Genomic DNA, 20140 nt, shown 5'->3' with positions numbered 1-20140 from the left:
TCTATCCCTCATGGTTATTTTTATGGTGAATTTTAGGCCTTTTCCTTCAAATACTTAAAAAGATGGAATAAGGCGGCCCGGCCCACAGCATCCCGGACAGCTGACCGGGATTTGGTCTGGAGGGCATTGGCTTGAAACTGCCAGGTAAAGGTTCCGGTTGGTGTAGCTAAGCCGATATAGGCCAAGCCGACCGGCTTTTCAGGGCTGCCACCGCCTGGACCGGCAATACCGGTTGTGGAGATGGCCAGGTCTGTTTGAAAAGCTGCTCTGGCGCCGTCGGCCATTTCTGTTGCTGTCTGTGCGCTGACAGCACCGTGCTTGGCCAGCGTTGCTGCCTGCACTTGCAGAAAATCCTGTTTGGCTTTTTCTGTATAGGTGCAGATACCACCGGCAAAATAAGCAGAACTACCGGGAACATCTGTAAACCACTTAGAAAGAAGCCCTCCGGTGCAGCTTTCAGCTGAGGCAATGGACCAGTTCCCTTGAGCCAATAAGTTGCTAACAGGGTATTTTAAATGGCCAGTATCTATACCATAGAAGTAGTCCTTGAATTTTTCTGTTAAGGCGCTGATTACCGGCTGAAGTAAGTCTTCAGCTGCTTGGACACTAGGACCATAGGCCGTCACTTGAAGCTCTACTTCACCGCTTTTGGCGTAGGGGGCTACAAGGGGGTTGCTGTTATCTGGAAAAATTTCGCTGATCTGGCTATCTATTTCCGCCTCACCGATGCCATAAAAATGCAAGGCGTGCCTGCGGATGGCAGACTGGGCGATATGGGCTAGGCGGGGCGTCAGAGAGGCTTTGAAAGTCGCTTCCATTTCGTGAGGTGGACCTGGGAGGAGGATAAGGGTTGTTTCTTGATTTTTGAGCCAGATCCCAGGTGCCAATCCACTGGGATTGGCTAGGATGTCAGCCCCTTTAGGTACGGTGGCTTGTTTTTTATTGTTGCTTGTTGCCTTCTGGGACCGGTCTTTAAAAAAGTCATTAATGTGGGCCATGGCTTCTTCAGAAAGAAGGAGGGGGCGATCACATACCTTGGCGACTACTTCCTTGGTAATATCGTCATAAGTGGGCCCCAAGCCTCCAGTAACGAAGACCCAGTCTGCCCGATCCAAAGCCAGGCGCAGGCTTCTTTCCAACTGGTCGGTAGAGTCGCCGACCGTCACATGACTGATGACTTCAAGGCCATAGGCCTCAACTTCCCTGGCCAGCCAGGCAGAGTTCGTATTTAAGACATGACCGCTGGTGAGCTCGCTGCCAACGGCTATTATTTCTGCTAACATTTAATCACCTCTCACATATCATACGCGGTTCATAAAATAATAACAAGGCATTGCATAAAGTTTCAGGTTGGTGTATACTTATTCAAAACCTGTAGCCGGTAGTGGAGACTTATTCCTCCGCTATTCGTCTGGATAGCTGGTATAATGAGTAGACTTGAAGACGTAGCTGAAGTTGCTAGCTCGCCATTTATGAGGAGGCAGTCTATGGCTGATCGTATTGAAAGGTATAGGTCATCGCAAGCACTGCTGGAAGGCCTCCAGGCCTTCCTGACCGAGGAAGGGGAGGGGCTGACCCATGTCAACTACCGCGTCCTACTCAAAGACGGTAGTGAGACCCCTTGGTTCTTTAACGCCAGGCTCCAATATGGTATGGAAGGCTGGCAGGTGCTGAGCCTGGAATCCGGCCAGGTCTTCTGGGCCGGGCCATTGGCGGATATTGCCGCCTTTAAAATCCGTCCCTACTATCGGGCCCGGTGTATTGGTTTCAAAAACATCTTATTTTCTTTATTACCCCCAGAGGAGGCGGAATAATGTCAACCCTTAAAGGGCGAGATTTCCTGGCATTGGCTGACTTTACCGGTGCAGAAATAGACCTTTTAGTCGATACAGGTCTTTTATTGAAAAAACAGTTAAAAGAAGGCAGTCCCCATGACCACTTAAGGGGTAAGAGCCTGGCCATGATTTTTGAAAAGTCATCTACCCGGACCCGGATGGCCTTTGAGGTAGGCATGTACCAATTAGGTGGCCAGGCCTTATTTTTGAGTAGCCGCGACCTGCAAATAGGCCGGGGGGAGAGCATTGCAGATACAGCTCGAGTGATGAGCCGGTATGTGGATGGGATCTTAATCCGGACCTATAAGCAAAGTGATGTGGTCGACCTGGCCAAGCATGCAGAGGTGCCGGTCATCAATGGCTTAACCGACTGGTGCCACCCCACCCAGGTGATTGCCGACTTCATGACCATTAAAGAGCATAAGGGCCGATTAGAAGGATTGAAAATAGCCTATGTCGGTGATGGCAATAATATGTTACACTCTTTATACATCGGTGGGGCTAAGGTGGGTATGTCGGTAGCCGCTGCCTGTCCGGTAGGCTATGAGCCGGATGCTTCTGTTGTAAAAGCAGCTCAGACCGCCGGGCAAGGGGCCATCAGCTTAACGACCAATCCCTATGAAGCGGTCCAGGATGCTGATATTATTTATACGGACACCTGGGCCAGCATGGGCCAGGAGGGTGAAAAGGCTGAACGGCAGAAGGCCTTTAAAGACTATCAGGTCAATGCAGCCCTCATGGTCAAGGCCCGGCCGGATGCTATCTTTATGCACTGTCTGCCAGCCTACAGGGGCCTGGAAGTCACAGAAGAGGTCCTGGAAGGGCCCTCATCTGTGGTGTTCGATGAAGCAGAAAACCGTTTACATGCTCACAAAGCCATTATGGCATCAATTATAAACTAGGAGGATTCAGATGGAAAATAAAGTAAAAGTCGTTATGGCCTACTCTGGGGGATTGGATACATCAATTATCATCCCTTGGTTAAAGGAAAACTACAACTGTGAAGTCATTGCCTGCTGTGCTGACGTCGGTCAAGGGGCAGAAGTGGACCTGGTCCACGACAAGGCCCTGGCCAGCGGTGCCTCTAAAGTTTATATCATGGACTTAAAAGATGAGTTCGTGGCTGATTATGTATTCCCGGTTATTCGGGCTGGCGCTATTTATGAAAATAAATACCTGCTAGGGACCTCCTGTGCCCGTCCCCTTATTGGGAAGGCTCTGGTTGAAGTGGCCAAAAAAGAAGGGGCCGACTACATTTGCCATGGCTGCACCGGCAAAGGGAATGACCAGGTGCGGTTTGAACTAGCCATCAAAGCCCTGTCTCCCAGCACAAAGATCATCGCCCCTTGGCGGATTTGGGACATTAAGAGTAGAGAAGATGCCATTGACTATGCAGAAGCCCATCGCATTGAAGTCCCTGTTACCAAGAAACGCCCCTACAGCATGGACAGAAACGTCCTCCACCTATCCCATGAAGGGGCTGACTTGGAAGATCCGGCCAATGAACCGATGGCCGACCTTTGCCTGATTTGCACCCGGCCGGAAGATGCGCCAGATGAAGCGGAATATGTGACCATTGATTTTGAACACGGGACCCCGGTCGCCCTGAATGGGGAAAAATTAGCCCCCCTTCAATTATTGGAAAAGGCTAATGAACTGGCTGCTAAACACGGGGTTGGCATTGAAGATATCGTTGAAAACCGCTTGGTAGGGATGAAATCCCGCGGGGTATATGAAACCCCCGGCGGTACCCTCTTACATGAAGCCCACCTGGCCTTAGAATCCTTAACTCTGGATAGACAGACCATGTACTTTAAAAATACTGTTTCCAACCAATACGCCCAATTGGTCTATGATGGCTTATGGTTCACGCCTTTGAGAGAAGCCCTGGATGCCTTTGTTGCTTCGACCCAGAGAACCGTCAGCGGTCAAGTGCGGATGAAGCTTTACAAGGGCAACTGCCACTCTGCCGGGATGACCTCTCCCTATTCCCTCTACAATGAAGACTTTGCCACCTTCGGTGAAGATGAAGTTTACAACCAGGCCGATGCAGAAGGCTTCATTAATTTATTCGGTCTGCCGGTTAAGGTAAATGCCTTGATGAAGGAAAAAGCAGGTCTCAATACGGAGGAAAAATGAGCAAATTATGGGGCGGTCGCTTTTCTAAAGACAGCGACCACTTAATGGAAGACTTCCATTCTTCCATTAAATTTGACCAGAAACTCTACCGGGAAGATATTCGCGGTAGCATTGCCCATGCAGATATGCTGGGGACCGTCGGCGTCCTGTCCAGAGCGGAAGCAGATACCCTTATTGAAGGGTTAGAGGCTGTTCAGGCAGATATTGAAGCTGGAAAAGTGGCCTTTACCACCGAAGATGAAGACATTCATATGAACATTGAGCGTCTTCTCACCGCCAAGGTAGGGGACGTTGGCAAGAAACTCCACACCGGCCGGAGCCGGAATGACCAGGTGGCCGTTGACCTGCGGATGTATGTCCGGTCAGCTGTCGCTGAAACCCGTCAGCTCCTGGTTGACTTGGTGGAAGTCCTCCATGACTTAGCTGTGGCCCATGTGGAAACCATCATGCCCGGCTATACCCACCTGCAAAGGGCCCAGCCCGTTACCTTTGCCCACCATTTATTGGCCTATATCCAGATGTTCCGTCGGGATGTTGTTCGCTTGGATGACTGGCAGAAGAACAACAACATCATGCCCCTGGGGAGCGGGGCCCTAGCCGGGACCACCTATCCCCTAGACCGGAACCAAACCGCCCAGGCCCTGGACTTTGATGCCCCCTGTGCCAACTCCATGGACGGGGTCAGTGACCGGGACTTTGTCTTAGACTACCTCTATGCGGCCTCTGTCAGCATGATGCACCTATCCCGCTTGAGCGAGGAAGTGATCTTATGGGCCAGCCAGGAATTTGCCTTTATCGACCTGGATGATGCCTACAGTACCGGCTCATCTATTATGCCGCAAAAGAAAAATCCCGATGTGGCTGAACTCATCCGCGGGAAGGCCGGCCGGGTATCCGGCCACCTCATGGCCCTGCTGATGACCATGAAGGGGCTGCCCCTGGCCTACAATAAAGATATGCAAGAGGATAAGGAAGGGCTCTTTGATGCTATCGACACCTGGCAAAAATGCCTGATGATGGCGGCGCCCATGCTTAAAACCCTGAAAGTCAAAAAAAAGAATATGCGGGCTGCCAGCGAAGGTGGCTTTACCAATGCCACCGACCTGGCGGACTACCTCGTTGGCAAGGGCGTGGCTTTTAGAGATGCCCACCGGATTGTCGGTGAACTCGTGGCCTATGCCTTGGACCAAGGGCAGGCCCTCGGTGACCTCTCCTTAGCAGACCTGCAAAAGGCTTCCCCTCAAATTGAAGAGGATATTTACGAGGCCATCTCTGTCGATACCTGTGTGAAAAGACGCCACACCCAAGGGGCGCCCGGTTTCCCACAAGTGGAAGAGGCCCTGAACGAATGTAAAAGCTGGCTTAGTCAGCAGAAGTAGACATAGCAGCAAACCCATCAAGTAAAACCCCTAAAAGTTGGACCAACCGGCCTGACTATTAGGGGTTATTTTATATCACGGCCAGGTATGTAGTCAGTAGTGGCTCATAAAAGAGCAGCTTCACTGTAAAAAATGTTGTAAAAATGACCGGTCCGCAGTGCTGGACCTATCTTTTTTAGAAAGAATCATTTATCATAGAAAAGAGGTGTGAGCATGAATAAAGAATTCGTTTTAAAGGTTTTTCAGGACAATGCCACCAAGCCCTTGCCCTTTGAGAGCATTGCCAAGCTTTTTCCCCAATTAAGTAAAAGTGATCGGAAAAACCTCCAGAAAAGTATTGACGAGCTAACAGCAGAAGGGGCCCTGGTCAAAACCAGAACAGACCGGTACGGCCTCCCTGAGCAATTGAACTTGGCCGTCGGTAAAGTAAAAAAGAATAAAAAAGGCTTCGGCTTCCTTATCTTAGATAACCCGGATAAAGATGACCTCTTCATCCCGGCCCAGGCCTTGAATGGGGCCCTCGACCAGGACAAGGTTATTGTCCGCCTGGGAGCGCCGGCGAAAAAAGACCCTAAGACCGGTGACCAGTTGCGGGCGACCGGCGAGGTCATCCGCATCTTAGAGCGGGCCAGAAGCTCCTTTGTGGGAAAACTGGATGCCCACAAGCACTTTGGCTTTGTCATCACTGACGAGGCCGGAGATATTTTTGTGCCTAAGTCCGGTTTTTCCGGCGCAAAAAAGAATGAAATCGTTTTAGTTGAAATCAAAAAATGGTCAGATGGATCCAGAAACCATGAAGGGGTTATCAAGCGGGTCTTAGGCAAAGAATCTGACCCGGGGATTGATATCCTCTCGATTATCTATGAACATCATTTACGGGCTGAATTCCCTAATAAGGTACTTAAGGCCGCTAAAGACGTGCCCCAAAAAATCAGTTCAGCGGATTTTGATAACCGTCATGACTTGCGCCATATCCCATTTATTACCATTGATGGGGCAGACTCCAAAGACTTGGATGATGCCGTTCAATTAGAGGTCCTGGATAACAACCATTATTTTTTACGGGTGGCCATTGCCGATGTCGGCTATTATGTGCCGGAAGACTCCGTCTTTGATAAAGAGGCCTATAAAAGAGGGACCAGTGTTTACCTCCTGGACCGGGTTCTGCCAATGCTGCCCCAGGAACTCTCCAACGGCATCTGTAGCCTGAACCCCGGGGAAGACCGGTTGGCTATGGTTTGCGCCATGGAAATTGATGAGAAGGGGCGGGTTCTTGCCAGCGAAATCATGGAGGGGGTCATCCATACCAAGGCCCGGATGACCTACGATGGGGTCAATGCCATCCTGGCTGGCGATAAGCACCTGTCTAAGGAATACCAAGAAATTGTCCCTATGCTGAAGGACCTGGAAAGCCTCCAGGGCATCCTCATGCAGAAACGGATGGACCGGGGGGCCATCCAGTTTGACCTACCGGAAAGTGCCATCCGGTTAGATGCAGAGGGCCGGCCGGTAGAGATTTACTGGAAAAGCCGGGGCTTGGCTGAGCGGATCATTGAAGAGTGTATGATTATCACCAATGAAACAGTGGCCGAACGCTTTTTCCGCCTGCGGACCCCCTTTATTTACCGGGTTCATGAAATGCCGGAAAAGGAAAGGCTGGAGGATGTCAGCCGCTTCCTTCAAACCTATGGCTACACCCTGCACATTCAGGAAGATAAAATCCAGCCGCGGGACTACCAGGCCGTTCTGGACCAGGTGGCTGCAGAGGAAGCCTATCCCATTAATATGGTCATGCTTCGGTCCATGACCCACGCCTACTATTCACCTAATCCCCAGGGCCACTTTGGCCTGGCTTCTAAGTACTATACCCACTTTACCTCCCCAATCCGCCGGTATAGTGACCTGGCCATCCACCGGGTGATTAAGGAACACATCCACCATAACTATAAATTGTCTAAAAAAAGATTGGTCACCCAAGAAGCCTCCCTGGCCCGCTATGCCGAGCAGGCCAGCCTGATGGAAAGAGTCGCTGAAGAGGCCGAACGGGATGTCCTGGCCCTTAAAAAGGTTGAATATATGGTTGATTATGTGGGCGAGGAATTTGCTGCCCGGGTAGTCAGCGTTACCGGCTTTGGGCTCTTTGTCCAGCTGGAAAACTCCGTAGAAGGCCTGGTGCATATTTCAACCCTGGTTGACGACTTCTACCGCTTTAATCCGGACCAACTCCTCTTAGTTGGGGAGCACACCGGGAAGACCTACCGCTTAGGTCAATCGGTCAAGGTCCGCTTACTAAAAGCGAACGTGGACTTAGCCCAGTTGGACTTTGAATTAATCAGTGAGGAGGATGCCCGTGAAAGTCATCGCTGATAACAGAAAGGCCCGTCATGACTACTACATTGAAGAGAGCATCGAGGCCGGAATTGTCCTTAAAGGGACAGAAGTGAAGTCTATCCGAGCCGGGCGGGTGAACCTAAAAGATGCCTATGCCTCTATCAGTCAAGGCGAAATATTCATCGAAGGCATGCACATCAGCCCTTATGAACATGGGAACATCAATAACGTCGACCCCTTAAGAAAAAGAAAATTACTCTTGCATAAGCGGCAAATTCTCAAGCTTGAGCAAAAGATAAAAGAAAAGGGCCTCACCCTGGTGCCCTTGAAAATTTATTTTAACAATGCGAATGTGAAGGTAGACCTGGCCGTCGCCCGCGGGAAAAAACTATATGACAAGCGGGCTGTGGCTGCTGAAAAATCTGCCCGCCGAGATATTGACCGTGCACTGAAATCGCGTCAGAGATAAGAGGAGGCATTTGAATGGGACAGAAACTAACAACCAAAGATATTCGACAAGTTTATTTTTCAGAAGTGAAAAAAAGCATGATCCGTCGCCTTGCACGCACCGTCTTCATCACTCTTATCGGGGTGATTTCCATATTTTTAGCAGATGCAGCGACTAATTCTGACTTAGATCATACCAATCCAAACTTCAGACATTAGAGAAGATAGGCTTAGTAAACAACTAGCCCCCCAAATTTGGATTTTTAAATCCAAGTTTGGGGGGCCAGTTGTTTAAAGTACTAAGGGTGTTTTTATTTAGTTAGAGACCTTGGGTTCTTTCACTTCATAGTCGCCGGCATCCAGGGTCATTTGCTTGATGACAGCCGGGCGGCTGGGGGTTTCAGCGATATGGTCAACGCCTTCAATGCCTTCAATGACCTTACCAAAGGCGGCGTAGTCGCCGTCTAAGTGGGGGGCCTTGGCGTGCATGATAAAGAATTGGGAACCGGCACTATTTGGGGCCATGGTTCTGGCCATAGAAATAACGCCCCGCTCGTGTTTTAGGTCATTCTTAAAGCCATTGCTGGTGAATTCACCGGCGATGGTGTAGCCGGGGCCACCGGTCCCGGTACCGTTGGGGCAGCCGCCCTGGACCATAAAACCGGGGATAATCCTATGAAAGGTGAGACCGTTGTAGTAGCCCTTTTGGACGAGGTGGGTGAAGTTGGCAACGGTATTAGGGGCAATCTCCGGGTAGAGTTCAAGCTTAATCAGATCACCGTTATCCATTTCAATGGTAACAATAGGATTTGTCATTAAATTGTCTCCTTTAACATGTCTATTTGCGTTAAAATGAATAAAGTCAATATAAACTAGTTACCTAGATATGCCTTTTTCTAAACGCATCTGAGGAGGATTAGCCTTTAATGATAAAGAAAATCATAATGCCCTTTTTTCTGGGCCTTCTTTTTTGTGCAGCCTTTAACCAGCCCCCGGCCCAGGCGGCCATTACCCTATTGATTAACAACGATGCCTATTTCTCTGAGCCGCGGCCGGAATTGATCAATTCAAGGGTTTACGTACCCTTGCGGACCATTTCTGAAGGCCTGGGCTACGATGTAAGCTGGGACCAGAAGGAGCAGCTTGTTTCCATCAGCAGGACGACAGGGAACCACGCCGTCAGCTATAACCCTAGCCGACCGGCCATTGGCATCTATATTGATGGAGAAAAGCTGGCCCTGACCCCTTCCCTAGGCCAGGCCTATATTAAGGCGCCGGGCTATACCATGGTGCCTTTGCGGGCCATTTCGGAAGGGCTGGGTGCCCAAGTTGAATGGCACGATGGCCTGGTAACAGTCCAACAAGATAGACAGCGGGAACTGGTGGGCGAAGAAAGTCAGCCGGAGGCCACCTGGGCCCCGCCGACCATAGCCGCCGAGGGAAGGACGGCTGATCCGCCACCGGCCTATGAGCCTATCCCCAGTCCGGCATCTCAAGCCGTCCAGAGTGGACAAACAGCTACAAGTATGACCATCTTAGGCGAGGCCGGCTTGAGCCTGGACCAGGTCAACCGCTACCTGGCTGGTAAAGAAAGACAAATGCAAGCCCAAGCCCAGAGAACCGGTAAGCGGTTTACCCCTTTCCCGAAAAATATCGGTGCCCTGTACCTATCTATCGCACCGAAATACGGGATCCGAGGGGATGTCGCTCTGGCGCAGGCCATTCAAGAAACCGGTTACTTCCAATATGGCAATGAAGTCCTGCCTAAGCAGAATAACTACTGTGGTCTGGGGGCGATTGGCCGCCGGACCACCCAGGAAGACTTAGATAAGCAGGTCTTTTCGACGATTGATCCTTCAGCCGCTTGGTTGACCCTGGGTGTCCATGGCTGGTCCTATAAGACCCCGGCAGTCGGGGTGGAAGCCCACCTCCAGCACCTGTATTCTTATGCAAGCGCCAATCCCCTACCGGGTGGTTGCCAACTATATGATGGCCGCTTTAACCATGGGAACCGGGGCAAAGCCCGGGTTTGGGCAGACCTGAATGGCCGCTGGGCAGTGCCGGGCGACCGCTATGGTCAAATTATTGTCGAGCAAATTTGGCGGGAAATGGCCAGCTATTAAAGTTTAGCACTGGTTTTCTTGGGGAAACCAGTGCTTTTTATATGGCCGTGGACTGGGTATGTGCTAGGTAAGACCCTTATCGAGGAGGATGACAGGTGAATATTAGACGGACTGTAACGAAAGCATTAAAGGGCCAAGCCGACCAGCGCTTCGATATCATCGCATCTGCCTTTGAAGAAGACGCACCGGCAACGATGCGGGTATTACAAATGCATGTGTATGCCCCCATTACCCAAATAGACCGCTGGCAGGCGATTGAAACCATTGGCCAATTGACTGAAAAATACGCTCCTGAAAATGATGAGCTTTTCCGCAATATTATCCGGCGTTTTATCTTACAGATGTGTGAAGAAAGTGCCAATGTTCCCTGGGCCTCAGCAGAGGTCATCGGAACCATGCTGGCCCATGACAGTAAGCGGCAGTTTGTTGAATTTATAGGGCCCTTATTTTACCATGCCGGCTTAAATGAAATCTGCTACCCGGGCCTATTTTGGTCCTATGTGCAGATGGCACCCCGCTATGGCGATGAAATGCAGGAATTTTTGGCCAAAGCCCTCCCCTTTATCAACTATCATGAAGCGGAAGCACGGGCTTATGCCGCCTGGGCCTTTAGAGAAGTGCCCTATGCGCCGGCAGCTGAAGCCCTGGAGGCCCTCTTAGGTGACGATAGAAGTTTCCCGATTTATGAAAATGGCGCCCTGCAGGAATATGTCATTTCCGACCTAGCAGCTGAAGCCCTGGAAAAGTGCAGGGCTGCTGCTAAGTAAAACTTTACAAAAAAAAAGAGAAAGGGTAGAATAGGGTTTACCCAGCAGAAAGTGATCGCGGCTTCGGCTGAGGAAAGTCCGGGCACCATCGGGCAGGATGCTGGCTAACGGCCAGTGAGGGTAACCTTAAGGAATAGTGCCACAGAAAGCAAACCGCCTTCGGGTAAGGGTGAAAGGGTGCGGTAAGAGCGCACCGGCAATTGGGTGACCAATTGGCCAGGTAAACCCCATCCGGTGCAAGACCTAGTAGAAAACAAGAGAGTGGCCCATTCTGTTTTCGGGTAGGTCGCTTAAGGCAAGAGGTAACTTTTGTCTCAGACAGATGATCACTGATACAGAACCCGGCTTATTATCTGCTGAAAAAAATCCCCCCTGTACATTTGTACAGGGGGGATTTTTGTATATCATTAAGCAGCGGTGCCGGTTTGTTGGCCGTAATACTGTTGACTTTCTTGGTATTGACCTTGTTGGCCTGCTTGCTGCTGGGTATTCTGTTGGCCTTGCTGTTGCTGATTTTGCTGTTGACCTTGCTGGTCAGTGCTTTGCGTATTTTGTTGCTGCTGGGCTGCATTTTGCTGTTGCTGCTGCCGGTAGTAATTGGCGTAATTGGCAGAGGAATAGGTGGTGGGTTCGGTCCCACTGGCATAGAGTTCCATATGTCTGAAGGCATATGGCGTAGACCGGGTGGCCAACTTCCCTGTTTTTGTGTCAATGAGCACATCTACCAGGCCCTCAGGGCGCTCAAAATTTTCTGCTGGTAAGTCGCGGTGGGCATAGGTCATGATATTGCTAAAGACCACCGCAGCATTTGTTGATGTCCCGTAAATCGGTGCCGGCGTATCAAAACCCATCCAGACGACGCCAACCAGTTGGGGGGTATAGCCGGCAAACCAAAAGTCCTTGCTGTTATCTGTGGTCCCGGTTTTACCAACAACCGTTCGCCCATCACCTAGAGCAGCTGCCCCGCCAATCCCTTCATAAACCACACTCTGCAAGCAGGAGGTGACCATGTAGGCGGTTTGTGGACTCATGCCCTTATGGCGTTCGGCCTTTTCTTCCCAGATGACCCGGCCTTTTTCATCGGTAATCTTGGAAATAAGGTTCGGCTCAGTATAGACCCCACCATCAGCAAAGGCCCCATAGGCACCGGCCATATCCATCACAGAGACCCCCTTGGTGAGGCCCCCTAAGCCTGCAGATAGGGTTTCGTCATTGACGTTGCCTTTTTCTACTAGGGTAGATATACCAATGTTCTTAGCAAACTTCAAGCTATCCTTGATGCCAATTTCCTGTAGGACACGTACAGCTACCGTGTTATAGGAGTCAGCGATGGCCTTGCGGATGGTGACATCCCCATGGTATTGCAAGTCGGCATTTTTGATTTCATGGCCGGAATCGCTCCGGAAGGGAGCATCCTTAAAGACGGACCCGGTGCCATAGCCCTTTTCAAAGGCCGGCGCATATACAAAGACGGGCTTAAAGGCCGAACCAGGCTGGCGGGTACTTTGGGTGGCATAGTTCCAACCCCGGCTGCGGTTTTCATCCAGGTGGCGGCCGCCGACCATGGCCCGAACACCACCAGAAGAGGCATCCATAATGACCATGGCGGCCTGCAGGGTTTCGTTTGAGGCACCACCGGGAAAATTATAATCAGAATTAAAATAATCAAACATATATTTCTGTAAGGCCTGGTCTAACCGGGTATGAATAATATAGCCGCCGGTATAGAGTTGGTTGATATTTTTTTCTAGGCCTAATTTTTCAGCTGCAGAAGTGATAACCGCATCAATATAGCTTTGGTTATAGGTTTGCGTTTCCGTTTCCGGGCTGACAGATATAGTGGCTAAGTTTAGGGGGGCATTAGTAGCCTTCTGATAATCCTCCTCAGTGATATATTTATTGGCTAATAAGGCCTGGAGGACTTGGCCCCGCCGTGCCAGTGCATTGTCTGGATTGTTGATGGGGGAATGGCCGGCAGGGTTTTGGATAATACCGGCAATCATGGCCCCTTCTGCAATGGAGAGTTCGGAGGCATGCTTACCAAATAAATCATTGGCTGCAGCTTCTACCCCATAGCAATTCATGCCGCTATTGCCGACGCCTAGATAAACTCGATTTAAGTAAGCCGTAATAATATCTTCTTTACTGTATTGTTTTTCTATGCGGAGGGCTAAGACGGCTTCCTGAATTTTTCTGGAATAACTTTTTTCATCCCGTTTATTCAGGGCCATCCCGGCTAATTGCTGGGTGATGGTAGACCCCCCTTGGACAATGTGCCCGGCCCGTAAGTTGGCAATAAAAGCCCCGCCAATCCGAATAGGGTCAATTCCATGATGCTTGTAAAAGCGTTTGTCTTCGATGGCTACTACAGATTTAATCATATTCGGGGAAATTTCATTGTACTTAATCTGAATGTGATTATTGTTGGCTGAAAGTTTATCGACGAAATCGCCGTCTTTATCGACAATGTAGCTGGTAACGTTGTAACTTGTTATGTCTAGGTCTTCAATATTAGGCATGGAGCCCATGGCCGCCATAATCACCGTGGTCACCGTTGTTACCCCGACGACACAGAGCAATAGAAAGGCCAATATGAGTAAATGTGACCATTTAAACCTTTTAGGGGGATTTTGGTCAGGTGAGTTTTTTTCATTATCCATTGAGAAACCTCCTTATAGGCCATATTATAGCATAGATTGACCTGCCCCCATAGTTAAATTCATAGATAAAAAAGAAAGGCGCCCCGGAGGACGCCGAAACAATATACCTTATTCCTTAACGATTTCATTCAGAGCGTTAATTAAAGCATCAACATCGATACCATGGACTACGGCACCCTGCTCAATATTTTCAAAGCGTGCAGCAGCACAACCCAGACAACCCATGCCATAGGCCATAAAGACCTGGGCTGTTTGCGGGTATTCCCGAACAATATCAGAAATAGCCATATCTTTAGTGATTGCCATGATGATACTCCTTTCTATTAGACGGGTCTCCGTCACTCGTCATTTTAGCAAAAAGATGTCGCTTGTCAAGCCGTCTAAAAGTTATAGGACTAGAAAAGTTAGCCCCATTACTTGAGAAAGGGACTGTAAAAGGCTATACTAAGTAGGTTATTTAGGGAGGCGGTATTGAATGGCAACCTTTCTCAGCCGTACAGAAAAGCTTGTCGGAGAAGAGGCCGTCCGGCGATTAAGCAAGGCCCAGGTACTTGTTGCCGGGGTAGGCGGGGTTGGCTCCTTTGTTGCTGAAGCCCTTGCCCGTGGGGGCATCGGCGAGCTGACCCTTATAGATGATGATATTGTCGATGTTACGAATATCAACCGCCAGCTACAGGCCTTTCCTGATACAGTGGGCCGGCCTAAGGTAGAGGTCATGCAGGAGCGGTTGTTGAGGATCAACCCTGCCCTCAAGTGTCATGCCGAAAGGGTTCATATTACTGAAGACTGGACCCTGGCAAGAGGGGTGACCTATATAGCCGATTGTGTAGATGATGTTCAAGCTAAAAAGCAGCTTATCATCACGGCCCAAAAGGCCCATATTCCGGTTATTTCCAGCATGGGGTCAGGTAACCAGGTCGATAATAGGCATTTTACCATTACCGACCTATCAAAAACCCATACCTGTCCCTTGGCTAGAGCCCTTAGGAAGGCCTTGCGGCAAGAATCCATTTGCAAAGGGGTTAAAGTCTGCTATAATCCAATTAGCCCCTATGTAAAAGCGACGGGTTCACCAGGAACCATGTCTTATGTACCGGGCACAGCAGGATTACTAATTGCAGGAGAGATTATCCGGGAAATAATTGGTATTTCTGTGTAATTTGTTTAAAAGTTGGGTATAAGGTGGGTAGATCAAAAACTAAAGCAAGGCGTTTAAGGAGGATTTTCATGGCCAATGATAATGTCATTATTGTCAATGACAATAACTTTGATGAAATTGTTCTAAAAAGTGACCAGCCGGTACTGGTTGACTTTTGGGCAGCTTGGTGTGGCCCCTGTAAAATGGTTGGGCCCATTGTAGAAGAATTAGCAAATGACTTTGTCGGCAAGGCAAAGATTTGTAAGTTAAATGTGGATGAAGCCGGTCGTACAGCTCAAGCCTATGGCGTTATGTCTATTCCGACCCTTATTCTGTTTAAGAATGGCGAAGAAAAAGACCGGGTTGTCGGTTTCAGACCTAAGTCTGACCTGGCCCGTCTGCTCGAATCCTAAAAAAAAGCTGCCCAGAGTGATTGGGCAGCTTTATTCTTTTTTATAGATACTGGTCAGCTAGGGAGTGGTGGAGACGGTGGGTCTGATTTTTATAAAAACGTTTGTCCAAGCCTTTAATCAAGACTCCTAGCAGGGCAAAGAGTAGACTAAGGGAGAGGCGGACACCAGTGCGAAGCAATTTCTTTCGGAGTGCCGGGTCTAGCTGGTAAGTGGAAGGGCTTGCGCCGGTGCCTGTTTTTTCAATAAGTCCCTCATCAGCGAGTTCCTGGAGGGCTAAAGCCGCTTGGGTCAGGGGTATCCCGCTTTTTTGTGCCAACTTTTCTATTGAACAGGGGCCTAGCGTTAAGGCCAGTAATAATGACCGGTATTTACCATTGAGTAGATGCGTAAAGTAATCTTTCATAGCATGACCTCCTAGTGCAAACATAGCATGATGAGGGGGGGTCTGTCAATGACCTTCAAATGAAATTTAGACCGCCTTTTAGAGAGGAGGAAGCAGGTTGAAATGCCCAAAATGTGGTCAGAATAGCCGCGTTCTGGATACGCGTACAGCAGAAAGCGGTGATGTCATCCGTAGACGGCGGGAGTGTACCGCTTGTAATAACCGCTTTACGACCTTTGAAAAAATCGAGGACATGCCCTTACTCGTGGTTAAAAAAAGTGGTCGGAAAGAGTTATTTGACCCCAGCAAGGTCATGAAGGGTTTGGTCAAGGCTTGTGAAAAGCGGCCGATATCCGTAGATAAACTCGAAAAACTATCTTTAGAAATTGAAAAGGACCTAAAGGCCGAGGGCCGGGAGGTAGACTCTGCCCGGATTGGCCAGGCCATTATGAACCGCCTGATTGACCTGGACCAGGTTGCCTATGTCCGCTTTGCCTCGGTGTATAAGGACTTTTCGGATGTGGAGACCTTTATTAAAGAAATAGAAAACCTGCCGCACCGCCATGACTGAGCGCATAGAGGGGAAATATGATGCCATTATCCTGCAGGAGCGGACTTTTAATGAAGCCGATGTGATGGTGACGGCCCTGACCGCTGATATAGGCCACCAGACCTTTATCGCCCGGGGCTTAAAAAAAGAAAAGAGTCGCCTTCGCGGGCTTATTTCCCCATTTTCAGAATGTCGCCTTCAGTTGGTGGCCGGCAAGGGCCTGCCTGTTTTAACCGGTGCTGATTTAATCAATGCCCATGACGCCATTCGGACCAACTATCGCTACTCGAGTGCAGCCCTCTATATTTGTGACTTAGTCCATCAGATGACAGCGGAAAATGAAGTAAGCCCCGGGCGCTACCAGCTTTTAAAAGAGGGCTTGGCCCTCCTGCCGACGGTTCGGTCTTGGCAGTGGATCCTATATATGGAATGGGCCCTCTTAAAGGATGCCGGCTTCGCAGCAGACCTGGATCGATGTAGCGTCTGCGGGGAAAGGCTCCCGGGTTATAGAGAGGCCCCTGTCGCCGGAGCTGACGGCGAATTTATTCATAAGGACTGCCAGGAAGATGGTGCTGGGGCTAGCCTGTCGGTAGCGGCTTTTGCCTACCTGCAGTACCTGGACCGGGCAGACCTTGGTCATTTAGGCCATATATTTTTAACGGAACCGGCCCGGCAGCAGGTATATGATTACCTCGGCCACCGCTATCAATATATTTTAGACTTTCCCCTGGCATCGCGCCAAAGTGTTCGCCACCTGTTCGCCAGTCCATCTCTTGACAAGTAGGCCGTTCAACGCTATATTTAATGCATAAATTCATATGAAACGATGACCGGGAAGAGTAAAAAATAACTGTTTTTCAGCGAGCTATCGATGGTGGGAGGATAGTAAATGGTGTTTTTGAAGGGCGCCCGTGAGTTTCTTTTTTTGAGAGAGCGTAAGCTAATCAGGGTGGAACCGCGGGAAACGTCTCGTCCCTGTCTTTGACAGGAACGGGGCGTTTTTTTTGACGAAAGGAGATAATATGGACTTTCAGAGTATGATCTTATCCCTCAATCAATTTTGGGGTGATGAGGGCTGCATTATTTTACAGCCCTATGATATAGAAAAAGGGGCGGGGACCATGAACCCGTCCACCTTCTTGCGGGCCTTAGGGCCAGAACCTTGGCATGTGGCCTATGTGGAGCCCTGCCGGCGCCCGACTGATGGACGGTATGGGGATAACCCTAACCGCCTGCAACACTATTACCAATACCAGGTCATCCTCAAGCCTTCACCGGAAAATATCCAGGAACTTTACCTGAAAAGTTTAGAGGTTCTGGGCATTGATATGAGCCGGCATGACGTGCGCTTTGTCGAAGATAACTGGGAATCGCCTACCCTAGGGGCCTGGGGCCTTGGCTGGGAAGTATGGTTGGACGGGATGGAAGTGACCCAGTTTACCTACTTCCAGCAATGCGGGGGCATTGACTGCTCACCTGTTAGCGGGGAGATTACCTATGGCCTTGAGCGGTTGGCCATGTTCATCGACAATAAGGATAATGTCTATGACCTGCCTTGGGTCGGCGATTTAACCTATGGGGATGTATTCCACCATAATGAAGTGGAGTACTCTAAGTACAACTTTGAACTGGCTGACGTGCAGATGCTTTTACAACTATTTGATATGTACGAAAAAGAGGCCCTCCGCACCCTGGAAGCAGGCCTGGTCATGCCTGCCTATGATTATGTCTTAAAATGTTCCCATACCTTTAACCTCTTAGACGCTCGCGGGGCCATCAGTGTGACCGAGCGGACCCACTATATCTCCCGGGTCCGGAATATGTCTAGAGCCTGTGCAGAGGCCTATGTGGCTGTACGGGAAGAATTGGGCTACCCCTTATTAAAAGAGAAAAAGGAGGCAGAACATGAGTGATGTTATTTTAGAAATCGGCATGGAAGAGGTCCCGGCACGATTTTTGCCGGCTGCGTTAAAAGAGCTGAAAGCTTCTGCTGAAACAGCCCTTGAAGAAGCCAGACTCCCTTTTTCTGAAGTGAAAACCTTTGCGACCCCCAGACGCCTGGTCCTCTATATGCGGGGTGTAGCTGACCGCCAAGAGGACTTGCATGAAGAAGTCCGAGGACCTTCGGAAAAGGTGGCCTATGATAGCGAGGGCAACCCCAACAAGGCCCTCAAGGGCTTTATGGCCTCTCAAGGGGTTGTGCCCGGGGATATCACCATCCGTGATGGCTATGTTTTTGCCACTAAAACAGCCACCGGCGAATCCCGGATGACCGTTTTAAAAGAAATGCTGCCCAAGCTTATTTTAAGCTTACATTTCCCTAAAACCATGCGGTGGGGGAGCCACCAGCTCCGGTATGTCCGGCCTATTCATTGGATTTTGGCCCTCTGTGATGACCAGGTCATTCCCTTCTCTATTGAAGTGGCAGAATCAGACCGGTTAAGCCGGGGCCATCGCCACCTGGGTGAAAGTGAATTCGCTGTGGCATCTGTGGATACCTACTTCACCCAGCTGGCAGAAAACTATGTTATTGTGGACCAGGACAAACGGCGGGCCATGATCCAGGATCAGCTGCACCAACTCGTTGATGAGGCCGGTGGCCAACTGGAAGAAGACCCTGCCCTTTTAGAAGAAATTGTTTACCTGGTTGAATATCCGACCGCCCTCTTAGGCCGCTTTGATGACGCCTTCCTGGAGATTCCGCCGGAATTGGTCATTACTCCGATGAAAGAGCACCAGCGCTATTTCCCGGTCCGGGATGCTGCCGGTAAGGGCCTCTTGAATGCCTTTTTAACTGTTCGTAACGGGACAGATGACTACCTGGATGTCGTCAGAGCCGGGAACGAAAGGGTCCTGCTTGCCCGCCTATCTGATGCCCGTTTCTTCTTTGAAGAGGACTTAAAGGTTCTCCCGGAGAGCCGGTTGGAAAAACTGAAAAGCGTTGTCTTCCAAGAAAAACTGGGAACCGTTTACGAAAAGGTCGACCGGCTGCAAGGCCTGGCAGGCCAGATTGGTCAAGGCTTAGGCTATGCTGAAAAAACCGTTGCGGATGCTGTTCGGGCAGCCCGTCTAGCTAAAACAGACCTGGTGAGTAATGTTGTTGGCGAATTCCCGGAACTTCAGGGCATTATTGGTGAGGTCTATGTAGAGCGGAGCGGTCAAGATAACCAGGCCGTGGCCCAGGCGGTACGGGAACACTATATGCCCCGCTTTTATGGCGATGACCTCCCGGCGACAGAGGCGGGGACTATTTTGGCCCTAGCTGATAAGTTCGACACCATTGTTGGGTGTTTCGCTGCCGGCATTGAGCCGACCGGGTCCCAGGACCCTTACGGCCTGCGTCGACAAGCCAGCGGGATTGTAGCCATCCTGATTTCCAATCAGATTTCGGCCTCTCTAGCGGCCCTGATTGACCTGGCCATTCAAGCCCTGCCAGCAGACTTAGTCAAGAACCCGGCAGCCCTTGGGGACCAGGTGCTCCGCTTCTTTGACCAGCGGATGCGGACCGTCCTCAAGGAAAAGGGCTATGACACCATCTTTGTTGACGCCCTCTTGGCTGCGGGCTACGATAACCCCTTGGCAACCATGCAGAGGGCAGCAATCACGGATCAGTTCCGGCAGGATGAAAAAGAAGCCTTTGAGGGCATCCTGCAAACATATAAGCGAGCCAATAACTTAGCCCGTAAGAGTGATGACCGGGCTATTAATCCGGACTTATTTGACGATCCAACAGAAAGCCAGCTGCACACGGCGATTAAAGCGTATCAGGACAAGCATAAAGAAGCGCCGGTCCAAGATCAATTACTGGCCTTAACTGCCCTGAGCCAACCCCTGGACGCCTTTTTTGACGCTGTTATGGTGATGGACGAAAGAGAGGATGTGCGGATGAACCGCCTAGCCCTCTTGCGAGACTACACTGAACTAGGTAAGGCTTTAGCTGACTTTGACCGGTTAAATTAAAAGGTAGGGATTATCT

Annotated in this window: 20 protein-coding genes, 1 other RNA gene and 1 other annotated feature; of the genes, 16 read left to right on the top strand and 5 right to left on the bottom strand. The window is 50.0% G+C overall.

Features of this window, described 5'->3' with window-relative positions; all coding sequences use genetic code 11:
- Positions 1-32 precede the first annotated feature (32 nt).
- Entirely contained in the window at positions 33-1283 is a 1251-nt protein-coding gene (locus tag ACLGL1_RS00185; protein WP_411006784.1) for a competence/damage-inducible protein A, read from the bottom strand.
- Positions 1284-1487: 204 nt separating this feature from the next.
- On the opposite strand from ACLGL1_RS00185, the gene ACLGL1_RS00180 reads away from it, so the two are divergent.
- The 7 genes from ACLGL1_RS00180 to ACLGL1_RS00150 all read left to right on the top strand — a co-directional run bounded on the left by ACLGL1_RS00180 (position 1488) and on the right by ACLGL1_RS00150 (position 8350).
- Positions 1488-1814, top strand: coding sequence for a hypothetical protein (locus ACLGL1_RS00180; RefSeq protein ID WP_411006783.1), 327 nt, complete (start codon positions 1488-1490; stop codon positions 1812-1814).
- A complete protein-coding gene (gene argF / locus ACLGL1_RS00175) occupies positions 1814-2737 on the top strand; it encodes an ornithine carbamoyltransferase (protein WP_411006782.1) in 924 nt (307 codons plus the stop codon). Before ACLGL1_RS00180 ends, argF begins: the two co-directional genes overlap by 1 nt.
- A 10-nt stretch (positions 2738-2747) precedes the next feature.
- On the top strand, positions 2748-3974 hold the full coding sequence (locus tag ACLGL1_RS00170) for an argininosuccinate synthase (protein ID WP_411006781.1): 1227 nt from the start codon (positions 2748-2750) through the stop codon (positions 3972-3974).
- Positions 3971-5353 (top strand): argininosuccinate lyase, encoded by a 1383-nt coding sequence (gene argH / locus ACLGL1_RS00165; protein WP_411006780.1) that lies wholly within the window; start codon positions 3971-3973, stop codon positions 5351-5353. The genes ACLGL1_RS00170 and argH overlap by 4 nt, the downstream gene beginning before the upstream one ends.
- Before the next feature lie 213 nt (positions 5354-5566).
- Complete coding sequence (gene rnr, locus ACLGL1_RS00160; RefSeq protein WP_411006779.1) at positions 5567-7720, top strand: ribonuclease R; 2154 nt, start codon at positions 5567-5569, stop codon at positions 7718-7720.
- Complete coding sequence (gene smpB / locus ACLGL1_RS00155; RefSeq protein WP_411006778.1) at positions 7698-8153, top strand: SsrA-binding protein SmpB; 456 nt, start codon at positions 7698-7700, stop codon at positions 8151-8153. Before rnr ends, smpB begins: the two co-directional genes overlap by 23 nt.
- 14 nt (positions 8154-8167) lie before the next feature.
- Positions 8168-8350 (top strand): hypothetical protein, encoded by a 183-nt coding sequence (locus ACLGL1_RS00150; RefSeq protein ID WP_411006777.1) that lies wholly within the window; start codon positions 8168-8170, stop codon positions 8348-8350.
- A 96-nt stretch (positions 8351-8446) separates the two neighbouring features.
- Here ACLGL1_RS00150 and ACLGL1_RS00145 read toward each other — a convergent pair whose 3' ends face one another.
- Positions 8447-8947, bottom strand: coding sequence for a peptidylprolyl isomerase (locus ACLGL1_RS00145; RefSeq protein ID WP_411006776.1), 501 nt, complete (start codon positions 8945-8947; stop codon positions 8447-8449).
- Between the two features lie 110 nt (positions 8948-9057).
- On the opposite strand from ACLGL1_RS00145, the gene ACLGL1_RS00140 reads away from it, so the two are divergent.
- The 3 genes from ACLGL1_RS00140 to rnpB all read left to right on the top strand — a co-directional run bounded on the left by ACLGL1_RS00140 (position 9058) and on the right by rnpB (position 11385).
- Positions 9058-10254, top strand: coding sequence for a stalk domain-containing protein (locus ACLGL1_RS00140; RefSeq protein ID WP_411006775.1), 1197 nt, complete (start codon positions 9058-9060; stop codon positions 10252-10254).
- A 95-nt stretch (positions 10255-10349) separates the two neighbouring features.
- Positions 10350-11021 (top strand): DVU0298 family protein, encoded by a 672-nt coding sequence (locus tag ACLGL1_RS00135; protein ID WP_411006774.1) that lies wholly within the window; start codon positions 10350-10352, stop codon positions 11019-11021.
- A 41-nt stretch (positions 11022-11062) separates the two neighbouring features.
- Positions 11063-11385: RNase P RNA component class A (rnpB, locus tag ACLGL1_RS00130), an RNA gene on the top strand.
- A 43-nt stretch (positions 11386-11428) separates the two neighbouring features.
- On the opposite strand, the gene ACLGL1_RS00125 is transcribed toward rnpB, so the two are convergent.
- Both ACLGL1_RS00125 and ACLGL1_RS00120 read right to left on the bottom strand, forming a co-directional pair.
- Positions 11429-13681, bottom strand: coding sequence for a transglycosylase domain-containing protein (locus ACLGL1_RS00125; RefSeq protein WP_411006773.1), 2253 nt, complete (start codon positions 13679-13681; stop codon positions 11429-11431).
- Between the two features lie 108 nt (positions 13682-13789).
- On the bottom strand, positions 13790-13987 hold the full coding sequence (locus ACLGL1_RS00120) for a DUF1858 domain-containing protein (protein WP_408976851.1): 198 nt from the start codon (positions 13985-13987) through the stop codon (positions 13790-13792).
- 169 nt (positions 13988-14156) lie between these two features.
- Here ACLGL1_RS00120 and ACLGL1_RS00115 point away from each other — a divergent pair, with 169 nt between their 5' ends.
- Both ACLGL1_RS00115 and trxA read left to right on the top strand, forming a co-directional pair.
- Positions 14157-14840 (top strand): ThiF family adenylyltransferase, encoded by a 684-nt coding sequence (locus tag ACLGL1_RS00115; RefSeq protein ID WP_411006772.1) that lies wholly within the window; start codon positions 14157-14159, stop codon positions 14838-14840.
- A gap of 68 nt (positions 14841-14908) precedes the next feature.
- Positions 14909-15232, top strand: coding sequence for a thioredoxin (gene trxA / locus ACLGL1_RS00110; protein ID WP_411006771.1), 324 nt, complete (start codon positions 14909-14911; stop codon positions 15230-15232).
- A 40-nt stretch (positions 15233-15272) separates the two neighbouring features.
- On the opposite strand, the gene ACLGL1_RS00105 is transcribed toward trxA, so the two are convergent.
- A complete protein-coding gene (locus ACLGL1_RS00105; protein WP_411006770.1) occupies positions 15273-15635 on the bottom strand; it encodes a hypothetical protein in 363 nt (120 codons plus the stop codon).
- Positions 15636-15732: 97 nt separating this feature from the next.
- Here ACLGL1_RS00105 and nrdR point away from each other — a divergent pair, with 97 nt between their 5' ends.
- The 4 genes from nrdR to glyS all read left to right on the top strand — a co-directional run bounded on the left by nrdR (position 15733) and on the right by glyS (position 20124).
- Positions 15733-16185, top strand: a complete 453-nt coding sequence (nrdR, locus tag ACLGL1_RS00100) for a transcriptional regulator NrdR (RefSeq protein WP_411006769.1) — start codon at positions 15733-15735, stop codon at positions 16183-16185.
- Positions 16178-16948: a DNA repair protein RecO gene (gene recO / locus ACLGL1_RS00095; protein ID WP_411006768.1), complete on the top strand. Its 771-nt coding sequence runs from the start codon at positions 16178-16180 to the stop codon at positions 16946-16948. Before nrdR ends, recO begins: the two co-directional genes overlap by 8 nt.
- 33 nt (positions 16949-16981) lie before the next feature.
- Positions 16982-17144, top strand: a binding site (T-box leader).
- Between the two features lie 42 nt (positions 17145-17186).
- Complete coding sequence (gene glyQ, locus ACLGL1_RS00090; protein WP_411006767.1) at positions 17187-18077, top strand: glycine--tRNA ligase subunit alpha; 891 nt, start codon at positions 17187-17189, stop codon at positions 18075-18077.
- The gene (gene glyS / locus ACLGL1_RS00085; RefSeq protein ID WP_411006766.1) at positions 18070-20124 is read left to right on the top strand and encodes a glycine--tRNA ligase subunit beta; all 2055 of its coding nucleotides are present in this window, start codon (positions 18070-18072) and stop codon (positions 20122-20124) included. Before glyQ ends, glyS begins: the two co-directional genes overlap by 8 nt.
- Positions 20125-20140 lie beyond the last annotated feature (16 nt).

This window comes from Peptococcus simiae, from assembly GCF_046569735.1.
GTDB classification, from domain to species: Bacteria; Bacillota; Peptococcia; order Peptococcales; family Peptococcaceae; genus Peptococcus; species Peptococcus simiae_A.
The sequence above is the reverse complement of the archived record's forward strand: the minus strand, read 5'-3'. Positions and strand labels throughout refer to the sequence as shown.